Here is an 11780-nt window from a genome sequence, read left to right as displayed (position 1 = left end):
GTCTAGAATTGGTTTTTTCGCAAGCTATCGTTCGGATTAGACGAACTCTATGCACTACGACCTGACCGATCTACGCCTCTTCGTGGCCATTGCCGAGGCGCGCAACCTGACCCGTGGCGCCGAGCGCGTGCACCTGGCGGCATCCTCGGCCAGTCATCGCATGCGCCTGCTGGAGGCGTCGATGGGCACGCCGCTGCTGGTGCGCGAGCCGCGTGGCGTCAGCCTGACCCGTGCCGGCGAGGCCCTGTTGCGGCATGCCCGCCAGGTGTTCGCCCAGCTGGAACAGATGCATGCCGACCTGGCGCCGTTCGCCCACGGCGTGCGCGGCCATGTCAGCCTGTGGGCGAATACTCATGCGACCCATACCTTTCTGCCGGACAGCCTCGCGGCCTTCCTGCAGCGACACCCGCAGGTCAGCATTTCGCTGGAAGAACACACCAGCCCGGAAGTGGTGATGGCCGTGGCCCGCGGTGAAGTCGAGGTCGGCGTGGTGGCGGATCTGGTCGAGGGCGCGGAGGTCGAGCTGATTCCCTACCGGGCTGATCGCCTGGTGCTGATCGCCCCGCCGGAGCACCCTGTGGCGGCGCTCGGCAACGCGCCCTTTGCCGCCGTGCTGGCGCATCCCTTCGTGATGCTGCACGCCGGCTCGGCCATCCATACCTTCACCATGAATGCTGCCGCGGCGCTCGGTCGGCACCTGGAGGTGCGTATCCAGGTACGCAGTTTCGAGGCCGTGTGCCGCATGGTCAGCGCCGGCGTGGGCATCGGCATGGTGCCGCACAGTGCCATTGCCACCAGCACCTCACGCACGCCGTTGGCGGTCATCGAGCTGGATGAACCTTGGGCCCGACGCGACCTTAAGGTGTGCGTGCGCAAGCGCGAGCTGTTGTCGGGCTTTGCCGCCGAGCTGGTCGATTGCCTGATCGCAGCGGCTTAGGTGAGGGCTGGTATAGCGCCAGGCGTAAGAGCTTCGTTCCTGTGGCCTGGGGATGAGCGGTCACTGAACCTTCACTCTCGGGCCGCAGGTCATGGCGCTTGCCAGGTGTCTAGTCGAGCGTTTTTTCGTACCAGTTGCGGCTCTTGTTGACCAGGCGCACCAGCCACAGCATCACCGGCACCTCGATCAGTACGCCGACTACGGTGGCCAGCGCTGCGCCGGAGTCGAAGCCATACAGCACGATGGCCACCGCCACGGCCAGCTCGAAGAAGTTGGACGCACCGATCATGGTCGAGGGGCCGGCCACGTCATGGCGCACCTTCAGCGCGCGGTTCAGCCCGTAGCCGAGTGCGGCGATAAACAGGGTTTGCAACAGAATTGGAATGGCCAGCATGCCGATCACCAGCGGCTGCTCGACGATAGCCTGGCCCTGGAAGGAGAACAGCAGCACCAGGGTGCCGAGCAGGGCGAGGATGGAGAAGGGGGCGATCTTCGCCAGTGCCGCGTCGAAGGCGGGCTTGCCGCGTTTTAGCAGGTGCGCGCGCAACAGCTGGGCAATGGCCAGGGGAATGACGATGTACATCACCACCGACAGCAGCAGGGTATCCCAGGGCACCGGGATCGACGACACGCCGAGCAGCAGGGCGACAATGGGGGCGAAGGCAAACACCATCACCAGGTCATTGAGTGCCACCTGGCTGATGGTGAAGTTGGCGTTGCCGTTACACAGGTTGCTCCACACGAACACCATTGCCGTGCAGGGCGCGGCGCCCAGCAGGATCAGCCCGGCCATGTAGCTGTCGAGCTGGTCGGCCGGCAGCCAGTCGGCGAACAGAATCTTGATGAACAGCCAGCCGATCAGGGCCATGGAGAAGGGCTTGATCACCCAGTTGACGAACAGGGTGACGCCGATGCCGGCTTTCTGCCCGCGCACTTCATGCAGCGAGGCGAAGTCGATCTTCATCAGCATGGGGATGATCATGATCCAGATCAGCACGCCGACCGGGATGTTCACCTGCGCAATCTCCATGGCCCCCACGGCCTGCGCGGCCTCTGGCACGAGCAGGCCGAGCAGCGTGCCGGCACCGATGCAGAGGAACACCCACAGGGTCAGGTAGCGCTCAAAGAAACCCAGGGGGGCTCCCGCGGCCTGTTTAGTGGCGACTTCACAGGCATTGCTCATGGTGGCTCCTCTCGTTTCGGATCTGAAGGTAAAGAATATTCGATTTACCGTATATTCGGAAAATACTATATTCGCTGCCGAGCCTCTTGTCCGAGATCAACATGAGCCAGAAAAAACGCGTCCTGTTCCTGTGCGTGGCCAATTCGTCGCGCTCGCAGATGGCCGAAGCGCTGCTGCGCCACCTCGATTCGGAGCATTTCGAGGCCTTTAGTGCGGGCACCGCGCCTACCGAGGTGGACCCGCGCACCCGGCAGGCGCTGGAGCAGCTGGGCATCTCCACCGCAGGGCTGTTCAGCAAGGCGGTCGAGCAGGTGACGGGCGAGCCGTTCGATTACGTGATCACCCTGTGCGACAAGTCTGCCTTGGAGTGCCTGGCGTTGCCCGGCGCGGGCGAATACATCACCTGGAGCTTCGAAGACCCCGCGACCAGCGCCAGGCCGGATGCTTACCGCAAGACCCTGCATGAAATTCACGAACGGCTGAAGATGTTCGTACTGATCAAGAGCAAGCCAGCCCCGGCGCTGGTGAACGAAGGCCTGACGTCACCCACCGAGCTGTTCAAATGCCTGGCCGACGAGACGCGCGCGCGTATCGCCCTGCTGGTCACCCTGGAGCAGGAACTGTGTGTCTGCGAGCTGACCTCCGCCCTGCAAGAGGCGCAGCCGAAGATTTCCCGGCACCTGGCCCTGCTGCGCGGCTGCGGCCTGCTGGAGGACCGGCGCAACGGCCAGTGGGTCTACTACCGCCTGCATCCGAACTTGCCGGAGTGGGTGGGCGATGTACTCAAGCAAACCCTGGACAACAACGCCGAATGGTTGCGTCAGGACGTACAGCGCCTCTGGCAGATGCGCGATCGGCCGGGGCGCAAGCCCCTCTGTGCCTGAAGGCCTGCCGCCGAACACCCGAGCGCTTCCCATCATCCGCTTCGCTATTAACGAGGACTCACCATGAGCATCAAAGTAGGCATCAACGGTTTCGGCCGCATCGGCCGCCTGGCCCTGCGCGCCGCCTGGAACTGGCCGGAACTGGAGTTCGTGCAGATCAACGACCCGGCCGGCGACGCCGCCACCCATGCCCACCTGCTGAATTTCGACTCGGTGCACGGCCGCTGGCAGCACGAAGCGGGCAGCGACGGCGACGCCGTGGTGATCGACGGCAAGCGCATCCGCGTGACCGCCAACAAGGCCATCGCCGACACCGACTGGAGTGGCTGCGACCTGGTGCTCGAAGCCAGCGGCAAGATGAAGACGGTCGCCGTGCTGCAGGCCTACCTGGAGCAGGGCGTGAAGCGCGTGGTGGTCTGTGCGCCGGTCAAGGAGCCGGGCGCGCTGAACGTGGTGATGGGCGTCAACCAGCAGCTGTTCGACCCGGCGCAGCACCGCATCGTCACCGCCGCTTCCTGCACCACCAACTGCCTGGCACCGGTGGTCAAGGTGATCCACGAAGCGCTGGGCATCCGCCACGGCTCGATCACCACCATCCACGACCTGACCAACACCCAGAGCATCCTCGATACGCCGCACAAGGACCTGCGCCGCGCCCGTGCCTCGGGCATGAGCCTGATCCCGACCACCACCGGCTCGGCCACGGCCATCGCCGAAATCTTCCCCGAGCTGCGCGGCAAACTGAACGGCCACGCCGTGCGCGTGCCGCTGGCCAACGCCTCGCTGACCGACTGCGTGTTCGAGGTCGAGCGCGCGACTAGCGCCGAGGAGGTCAACGCGCTGCTCAAGGCGGCCGCCGAAGGCCCGCTGAAGAACATCCTGGGCTACGAGGAACGCCCGCTGGTGTCCATCGACTACCGCACCGACCCGCGCTCCTCGATCATCGATGCGCTATCGACCCTGGTGGTCAATGGCACCCAGGTGAAGGTCTATGCCTGGTACGACAACGAGTGGGGCTATGCCAACCGCGCGGTGGAGCTGGCGCGGCTGGTCGGCGCGGCGGGGTAATCGGCGATCATGAAGGCGTTGTCAGCCCTGCCTGCGCAAGTCCGCCAGTATCTGCTGGTCACCGGCAACTACTGGGCCTTCACCCTCACCGACGGCGCCCTGCGCATGCTGGTGGTGCTGCATTTCCACGGCCTGGGCTACACGCCGCTGCAGATTGCCGCGCTGTTCCTGTTCTACGAGATCTTCGGCGTGGTCACCAACCTGGTTGGCGGCTACCTTGGCGCGCGCCTGGGCCTGAACCGCACCATGAACATTGGCCTGGGCCTGCAGGTGCTGGCCCTGCTGATGCTCACGGTGCCTGCCGCCTGGCTGACCGTGCCCTGGGTGATGGGCGCCCAGGCGCTGTCGGGTATCGCCAAGGATCTCAACAAGATGAGCGCCAAGAGCTCGATCAAGCTCCTGGTGCCGGACAGCCAGCAGGGCACGCTGTACCAGTGGGTGGCCATCCTCACCGGCTCGAAGAATGCGCTCAAGGGCGTCGGCTTCTTCCTCGGCGGCGCGCTGCTGGCGCTGCTCGGCTTCAGCGGCGCGGTGCTGGCGATGGCCGCCGTGCTGGCGCTGATCTGGCTGGGCAGCCTGGTGCTGCTGAAGAAGGACCTGGGCAAAGCCAAGGCGAAGCCGAAGTTCCGCGACCTGCTGTCGAAGAGCCGGGCGATCAACATCCTGTCGGCCGCCCGCTTGTTTTTGTTCGGCGCGCGCGACGTGTGGTTCGTGGTGGCGCTGCCGGTGTACCTGAGCACGGTGTTCGGCTGGGACTTCTGGCAGGTCGGCGGCTTTCTGGCCGCCTGGATCATCGGCTACGGCATTGTGCAGTCCTTCGCGCCGCGCATTACCGGCAAACGCCGCGGCCATGTGCCTGACGGCCGCGCCGCGTGCGCCTGGGCGCTGGCCCTGGCAGGCCTGCCGGCGCTGATTGCCCTGGGGCTGGGGGCCGGCTGGTCGGCGCAGGTGGTGCTACTCGGTGGGCTGATGCTATTCGGCGTGCTGTTCGCGGTGAATTCGTCGCTGCACAGCTATCTGATCGTCAGTTACGCCAAGGAAGATGGGGTGTCGCTGGATGTGGGCTTCTATTACATGTCCAACGCCCTGGGCCGGCTGATCGGTACGCTGCTGTCGGGCTGGGTGTTCCAGGTCTACGGACTAGAGGCCTGCCTGTGGGTCTCCAGCGCCTTCGTGCTGGCCGCCGCGCTGATTTCCAGTGGCCTGCCCAGGCACCAGGCGCCTCGGCAGGGGAGCCGAGACTGAATATCCCGCTTTGCCAGGTGCCTAAAACAAGACGGGGCTGACACATCCGTGCCAGCCCCGTCGGTGCCGAACCTCAGCCGCGTGGCAGCGGCGGGGTGCGCGGCGGGACCAGACGCTTGCTGCCAGTCGCTTCATAGGCCGAGGCGAGGCGTAGCAGGTTGTTGTCGTCGTAGGCGCGGCTGGCGAAGGTCAGGCCGACCGGCATGCCTATATCGGCCATCACGCCCATGGGCACGGTGACGGTGGGCACGCCCAGGTGACGGATGGCCAGGTTGCCGTTGGCGACCCAGACGCCGTTGCTCCAGGCAATGTCGGCCGAAGCCGGATTGATATCGGCATCCGCCGGGCCGACGTCGGCGACGGTGGGGAACAGCACGGCGTCGAGCTTGAGCGCGTCCATCCAGTCTTCCAGGTCGAGCTTGCGGGTTTTTTCCAGCCCACGCAGGCCGTCCGGCAGGGTAGCGATCTGCTCCCAGCTCTTGATGCCGCGCTTGGCCATGTTGACGTATTCGTCCATGCCGGCGGCCAGGTCGCCCTCGCGGTTGGGCAGGGTGCCCGGGTCGTGCGGGAAGATCTGCGGGCCATCGACGTCCGCCAGTCGGTTCAACTTGGGATCGCCGTTGGCGCGCAGGAAGTCGTCGAAGGCCCAGCCGGACAGTTCCCATAGCTCGTCGTGTAGGAATTCCGGGGTGACGATGCCGCGGTTGAACACGGTCGGTGCGCCGGGGCGGTCGCCCTCACAGTTGGACACCAGCGGGAAATCCACTTCGATCACTTCGGCGCCGGCCGCTTCCAGGGCCTGGCGTGCGGCTTCCCAGAGATCGATCACCGCGGCGCGGGTGTGGATGCGCTGACCGGTGGGACCGCCGATACCAGGGTTGTCGCTGGTGCCGGCCAGTTCATCCTTATTGATGAACATGCGTGGTACACCCAGGCGCTTGCCCTTGAGGGCGTCCGCCTGCGCAGCGAGATCCAGATAGGACGCCGGACGTACTTCCGAGGCCTTGGGAATCGGTACCCATGGCTGCAGACGCCACAGGTCGCCGCGAGTATCCGGGTCGTCGGCGACTACGGCCTCCAGCACTTCCAGAAGGTCGGCCATGGTGCGCGCGTAGGGCACCACCACGTCCATGGTCGGCGTTAGCGGCCAGTTGCCGCGCACCGAGATCACTCCGCGCGACGGGGTGTAGGCGCACAGGCCGTTGTTCGAGGCCGGGCCGCGTCCGCTGGACCAGGTCTCTTCGGCCAGGCCAAAGGCGGCGAAGCTGGCGGCGGTCGCGGTGCCGGCGCCGTTGGACGAACCGGAGGCGAAGGGTGCGGTCAGGTAGGCGGCGTTGTAGGGGCTCTCGGCACGGCCATACACGCCGCGCTGCATGCCGCCGTTGGCCATGGGCGGCATGTTGGTCTTGCCCAGGCAAATGGCGCCGGCGGCGCGCAGGCGCTCAACGGTAAAAGCGTCGCGTTGGGCGACCAGATCCTTGAACGCCGGGCTGCCGGAGGCGGCGGTCAGGCCTTTGACCAGGTAGCTGTCCTTGGCGGTGTAGGGGATGCCGTCCAGTGGGCCGAGCGTTTTACCACTGGCACGGCGGGCATCGGAGGCCTGGGCTTCGGCGAGGGCGTCGGGGTTGCGCACGACGACGGCATTGAGGCGGGTGGGCGTGTCTGGGCCATCGTAGGCATCGATACGGGCGAGGTAGGCCTGTACCAGTTCAACTGCCGTGGTGCGGCCGGATTCCAGCGCGGCGCGCAATTCAGCAATGGAGACTTCGGTGACTTCGATCATGTTGCCAACTCCTGATGCGGGTGGGGCGATTCTACCTCTCGCACAAGAGTTTGCCGATATTTATCGAATAAATAAACATGTGAATTCTCTGTGCAGCCCAGCGAAGGTTGTTTTGCAGATTTATATCAGCCTTTTCCGGCTGAGGATCCACTTGGCGTCTGCAGCGGTCACTTCGGGAACAGCAGGACGAAGTTGAGCCGCGCGCCCCAGCCTTCCGGCCCGGCGTCGGTACTTTCCGCCCAGTAGCGCACGCCGCCGCCGAACTGAATCATCTGTTTGCCGATCTTGCTGACCTTGTTCATCTGCAGGTTGATGGGCACGGCCGCTTCCTCGCCTTCCCAGTCGTAGGTGCTTTCCGAGTTCAGCCCGATGGTGATGCCGCCGGGCAGACCGTAGACCAAAAAGGGCTGCAGGAAGGTGGCGCTGACATCGGCATGGCCTTGGTCGGTGGTGACGTGCTCGATGTGGTTGACCAATGCGCCATAGGTCCAGGCGCCGGACTGCTTCAAGGCGACGGCGGTAGGCCCCATGCCCCATTGGTCACTGCCCAACAGGTCATCGGAGGCCGTCGGCAGCAGGAACACCGGACCTACGCCCCAGATCCAGCCGGATTCGCTCGGTTCCTTGGGCGAGAAGAACAGGCTCTGCACCACATCGCCGGTGCCCGTTTGATTGCCGGTGCCGGGGGCGATGTCGGTCTGATCGATCAGCGGCAGGATGGTGCGCGAGATCAGGTTCCAGTCCTCATTGAGGCTGAAGGGCGCGACTGGCTGGAGGTTGGTGGTGTGGCGGCTGCCCTTGTCATCCGGGCCGATGTTCTCGTCGTAGTTGTATTGCAGCGGCACGCTGATCAGCGAGGCGATGGGGTTGGCCAGTTGCTTGGCCAGCTCGTCGGCCGATGGCTCATCAGCTGCGTGTACAACACCGGTTGCCAGGGACAGGCTCAGGCCAAGGCATGACGAATACAGGTATTTCATCGTGAATCCCCCCGAGTGGTTTATCGGGGAAGTCTAGACAGGAACCCGCGCGGTGCTGGCCCTGATACCCAGAGGCTGGAGGGGTGCTAGCCCTTGAGGCTGCGCAAGGCTTAACCGAAGACCGGGCGCAAGAACGAGCGTTCGTAGCTGAGGATGCAGCGGGTCTCTTCGGCATAGCGGAAGGCGGCCTGGCATTCGGCGTCTGTCATCGACTGTTGCCGGTAGCGTTCGTACTCGGCCAGGCTGGGGAAGCTGAACAGGGCCAGGGCGATGTTGTTGGCGCCCTCCGATGGCAGGAAGTAGCCGTGATGCTGGCCGCCGAACTTCTCCACCAGCGGAATCCACCGTTTGCCGTAGTGCTCGAATTCCTTGAGCTTGTAGGGATCGATAACGTACTTGAGGTAACAGGTAATCACGCGTTGCTCCTTGCCTGGAGATAAGACTACGGGGCCATTGGGCCCCGTGTGCGCTTCAGCCGCGCGCCTGTTTCAGCGTCTCGGCGATCATGAAGGCCAGCTCCAGCGACTGGTCCGCGTTCATCCGTGGGTCGCAGTGGGTATGGTAGCGGTCCGACAGGCCGTCCTCGGTGATCGGCCGCGAACCGCCGATGCACTCGGTAACGTTCTGCCCGGTCATCTCGATATGGATGCCGCCGGCCACCGTGCCCTCGGCGCGATGCACCTGGAAGAACTGCTTCACCTCCGAGAGGATCTGCGCGAAGTCGCGGGTCTTGTAGCCGCTGCTGGCCTTGATGGTGTTGCCGTGCATGGGGTCGGAGCTCCACAGCACCTGGCGGCCTTCCTCCTTCACCTTGCGCAGCAGGCGCGGGAAGTGCGCTTCGACCTTGTCGGCGCCCATGCGCACGATCAGGTTCAGGCGCCCAGGGTCGTTGTCCGGGTTGAGGATGTCGATCAGGCGAATCAGCTCGTCCGGGTCCATGCTCGGGCCGACCTTGACCCCGATGGGGTTCTCGATGCCGCGCATGAACTCGACGTGGGCGCCGTCCAGCTGGCGGGTACGGTCGCCGACCCACAGCATGTGCGCGGAGCAGTCGTACCAGCGCCCGGTGAGGCTGTCCTGGCGCACGAAGGCTTGCTCGTAGCCCAGCAGCAGCGCCTCGTGGGCGGTGAAGAAGCTGACTTCGCGCAGCTGCGGTGCGCTGTCCATACCGACTGCGCGCATGAAGGCGAGGGTCTCGTCGATGCGGTTGGCCAGCTGGTGGTACTTCTCGGAGAGGGCCGAGTTGGCGATGAAGTCCAGGTTCCACTGGTGCACCTGGTGCACATCGGCGAAACCGCCCTGGGCGAAGGCGCGCAGCAGGTTGAGGCTGGCGGTCGCCTGGTTGTAGGCCTGCAGCAGACGATTCGGGTCCGGCACGCGGCTGGCGGCGTCGAAGCCGATGCCGTTGACGATATCGCCGCGGTAGGCCGGTAGGGTCACGCCGTCGATGGTTTCGCTACCGGAGGAGCGCGGCTTGGCGAACTGCCCGGCCATGCGCCCGACTTTCACCACCGGGCAGCCGGCGGCGAAGGTCATGACAATGGCCATCTGTAACATCACTTTGAAGGTGTCGCGGATTTTCGCCGCGCTGAACTCGGCGAAGCTCTCGGCGCAGTCGCCGCCCTGCAGCAGGAAGGCGCGGCCCTGGGTGACCTCGGCGAACTGGCGGCGCAGCTCGCGGGCCTCGCCGGCGAACACCAGTGGCGGGTAGCCGGCCAGGGTCTGCTCCACGCGGGCGAGGTGGGCGGCGTCGGGGTATTCGGGTTGCTGCTGGATGGGCTTGCTTCTCCAGCTCTCGGGGCTCCAGGCGGACATCAGGCTTCTCGGCTATCGGCTAGTTCATGCGGACGGGCATGGTAACCCCGCAAGCCCTGGCCGGTCAGCCGATAAGCGCGATAGAGCCGGCGAATGATGCGCTCAGGCGCGCACCCAGCGTTGGCGCGTCCAGCCACTCAAGGCATCGACCGCGAACACCAGGGCCAGCATGGCCAGGATCACCGTGCTGGCCTGGGCCTCCTGGAACAGACTGAGGCTAACGTAGAGCATCTGCCCAAGGCCGCCGGCGCCGACGAAGCCGAGCACGCTGGCCATGCGGATATTGTTCTCCCAGCGGTACAGGCTGTAGGCCAGCAGCTGCGGGAACAGGTTGGGCAGGGTGCCGTAACAGAAGGCGGCGACCTGACTGCCGCCCTGCAGGCGGATGGCTTCGGCGGGCTCCTTCGGCGTGTTCTCCAGCGCTTCGGCGAACAGCCGCCCGAGCACGCCAGCCGTGTGCAGGGCCAGGGCCAGGGTGCCGGCGTTCGGGCCGAGGCCGGCGGCCAGCACCATCAGCGCCGCCCACACCAGTTCGGGAATCGCCCGCAAACCATTGAGCAGCAGGCGTGCCAGGCCCTGCAGCGGCCAACCAAAGCGCCCGGCCGCCGGCAGCGCCAGCAGCAGGCCGAAGATGGCTGCCAGCAGGGTGCCCAAGGCCGACATGGCCAGGGTTTCCAGGGCGCCGCGGCCGATGGCCTGCAGGTGTGCGGCGCTCAGGTCAGGCTGCAGGAAGCGCGCGGCGTAGGCGCCCATATGGCCGAGGCTGTCGCGGCCGAACAGCGCGCCCAGGTCCAGGCCCAGGTAGGCGAAAGAGGCGATGATCGCGACGAGAATGGCGGCGAGCAGCGCCAGGTTGAGTAGCCGGTTCATGCCAGCCTCCCGCGCAGCAGGCGGCTCAGGCCGTCGGCCAGCAGTACCAGAATCAGGAAGGTCAGCAGCATGCTGGCCACCTCGCCGCCGGCGAACATGCGCAGCGACAGGTCGATCTGCTGGCCAAGGCCACCGGCGCCGACAAAGCCCATCACCACCGAAGCACGAATGGCGCATTCCCAGCGGTACACGGTGTAGGAGGTCAGTTCGGCGGCGGCATTCGGCAGGATGCCGTAGACAAACGCAGCCAGACGGCCGCTGCCACCCTGCAGCAGGGCGTGCATGGGGCGCTGGTCTACCGACTCGAAGATTTCCGCATAGACCTTGCCGAGCATGCCGGCGTAGGTGATGGCGATGGCCAGCACCCCGGCGGTGGGACCGAGGCCGACGGCACGCACGAACAGCAAGGCCCAGACGATCTCCGGCACGCTGCGCAGGAAAATCAGCAAGGCCCGCACCGGCCAGCGCAGGGCCTGGCCGAGGGCGCTCGGCCGACCACCGCGCGAAGCGGCGGTCAGCGACAGTGCGCGGCTGGCGAGCAACGCCGCCGGTACCGCGATCAGCAGCGCCAGGGCCATGCCGGCGGTGGCGATGGCCAGGGTCTGCAGGGTGGCCTGCAGCAGCAGGTCGAGGAACTCGGCGTTGTGCGCCGGGGGCCAGAAACCGGCGACGAAGCGGCCCATCTCGCTCTGGCTGTCACTGGCCAGCAGCACGCCGAGGTCCAGCTCGCTGAGCTGGATGCCCGGCCACAGCAGGGCCACGGCCAGCAGGGTCAGCAGCAGGCGGGGCAGGGCGGCGGGGTCGCGGCGGTCACGCTGCAGCATGCGGCTGCCTCGGGGTGTGTCGTGGGAGAGGCTGGGCGGCACTCCGCTTTAGCCGCGATGCTCTTACGTTGCGCCAATCGCGGCTAAAGCCGCTCCCACCAGACTCGGTTCTACCTGAGTAGGAGGGGTTGGGCGGCACTCCGTCGAGGCCGCGACCCAGGCAGCGCAAAAACGTCGCGGCCAAGACGTAGTGC

The 11780-nt window shown here is 65.8% G+C and carries 11 protein-coding genes; 4 read left to right on the top strand and 7 right to left on the bottom strand.

The window, feature by feature from the left end:
- Positions 1-49: 49 nt before the first annotated feature.
- Positions 50-937, top strand: a complete 888-nt coding sequence (locus tag P7A97_RS15025) for a LysR family transcriptional regulator (protein WP_277690780.1) — start codon at positions 50-52, stop codon at positions 935-937.
- Between the two features lie 109 nt (positions 938-1046).
- On the opposite strand, the gene arsB is transcribed toward P7A97_RS15025, so the two are convergent.
- Entirely contained in the window at positions 1047-2120 is a 1074-nt protein-coding gene (arsB, locus tag P7A97_RS15020; protein ID WP_277690778.1) for an ACR3 family arsenite efflux transporter, read from the bottom strand.
- Between the two features lie 101 nt (positions 2121-2221).
- On the opposite strand from arsB, the gene P7A97_RS15015 reads away from it, so the two are divergent.
- From P7A97_RS15015 to arsJ, 3 genes are all read left to right on the top strand, one after another.
- A complete protein-coding gene (locus P7A97_RS15015; RefSeq protein WP_277690776.1) occupies positions 2222-3004 on the top strand; it encodes a metalloregulator ArsR/SmtB family transcription factor in 783 nt (260 codons plus the stop codon).
- 63 nt (positions 3005-3067) lie between these two features.
- A complete protein-coding gene (locus tag P7A97_RS15010) occupies positions 3068-4072 on the top strand; it encodes an ArsJ-associated glyceraldehyde-3-phosphate dehydrogenase (protein ID WP_277690774.1) in 1005 nt (334 codons plus the stop codon).
- Between the two features lie 9 nt (positions 4073-4081).
- The gene (arsJ, locus tag P7A97_RS15005; protein WP_277690773.1) at positions 4082-5317 is read left to right on the top strand and encodes an organoarsenical effux MFS transporter ArsJ; all 1236 of its coding nucleotides are present in this window, start codon (positions 4082-4084) and stop codon (positions 5315-5317) included.
- Between the two features lie 73 nt (positions 5318-5390).
- On the opposite strand, the gene P7A97_RS15000 is transcribed toward arsJ, so the two are convergent.
- The 6 genes from P7A97_RS15000 to P7A97_RS14975 form a co-directional block, all read right to left on the bottom strand.
- Positions 5391-7100: an amidase gene (locus tag P7A97_RS15000; protein ID WP_277690772.1), complete on the bottom strand. Its 1710-nt coding sequence runs from the start codon at positions 7098-7100 to the stop codon at positions 5391-5393.
- Positions 7101-7267: 167 nt separating this feature from the next.
- The gene (locus tag P7A97_RS14995; protein ID WP_277690770.1) at positions 7268-8077 is read right to left on the bottom strand and encodes a transporter; all 810 of its coding nucleotides are present in this window, start codon (positions 8075-8077) and stop codon (positions 7268-7270) included.
- A 110-nt stretch (positions 8078-8187) separates the two neighbouring features.
- Positions 8188-8493, bottom strand: a complete 306-nt coding sequence (locus tag P7A97_RS14990; RefSeq protein ID WP_277690769.1) for an NIPSNAP family protein — start codon at positions 8491-8493, stop codon at positions 8188-8190.
- A 55-nt stretch (positions 8494-8548) separates the two neighbouring features.
- A complete protein-coding gene (locus P7A97_RS14985; RefSeq protein ID WP_277690821.1) occupies positions 8549-9895 on the bottom strand; it encodes a 3-deoxy-7-phosphoheptulonate synthase class II in 1347 nt (448 codons plus the stop codon).
- 99 nt (positions 9896-9994) lie between these two features.
- On the bottom strand, positions 9995-10762 hold the full coding sequence (gene phnE / locus P7A97_RS14980; RefSeq protein ID WP_277690768.1) for a phosphonate ABC transporter, permease protein PhnE: 768 nt from the start codon (positions 10760-10762) through the stop codon (positions 9995-9997).
- Entirely contained in the window at positions 10759-11586 is an 828-nt protein-coding gene (locus tag P7A97_RS14975) for an ABC transporter permease (RefSeq protein WP_277690767.1), read from the bottom strand. Before P7A97_RS14975 ends, phnE begins: the two co-directional genes overlap by 4 nt.
- Between the last annotated feature and the right edge of the window lie 194 nt (positions 11587-11780).

This window comes from Pseudomonas sp. GOM6, assembly GCF_029537485.1.
Lineage (GTDB): Bacteria > Pseudomonadota > Gammaproteobacteria > Pseudomonadales > Pseudomonadaceae > Aquipseudomonas.
Note: the sequence above shows the minus strand (reverse complement) of the source record. Positions and strands in the feature narration are given on the sequence as shown.

Coding starts and splice junctions, on each gene's coding strand:
- P7A97_RS15025 (WP_277690780.1), top strand. CDS start 50: ATGCACTACGACCTGACCGATCTACGCCTCTTCGTGGCCATTGCCGAG.
- arsB (WP_277690778.1), bottom strand. CDS start 2,120: ATGAGCAATGCCTGTGAAGTCGCCACTAAACAGGCCGCGGGAGCCCCC.
- P7A97_RS15015 (WP_277690776.1), top strand. CDS start 2,222: ATGAGCCAGAAAAAACGCGTCCTGTTCCTGTGCGTGGCCAATTCGTCG.
- P7A97_RS15010 (WP_277690774.1), top strand. CDS start 3,068: ATGAGCATCAAAGTAGGCATCAACGGTTTCGGCCGCATCGGCCGCCTG.
- arsJ (WP_277690773.1), top strand. CDS start 4,082: ATGAAGGCGTTGTCAGCCCTGCCTGCGCAAGTCCGCCAGTATCTGCTG.
- P7A97_RS15000 (WP_277690772.1), bottom strand. CDS start 7,100: ATGATCGAAGTCACCGAAGTCTCCATTGCTGAATTGCGCGCCGCGCTG.
- P7A97_RS14995 (WP_277690770.1), bottom strand. CDS start 8,077: ATGAAATACCTGTATTCGTCATGCCTTGGCCTGAGCCTGTCCCTGGCA.
- phnE (WP_277690768.1), bottom strand. CDS start 10,762: ATGAACCGGCTACTCAACCTGGCGCTGCTCGCCGCCATTCTCGTCGCG.
- P7A97_RS14975 (WP_277690767.1), bottom strand. CDS start 11,586: ATGCTGCAGCGTGACCGCCGCGACCCCGCCGCCCTGCCCCGCCTGCTG.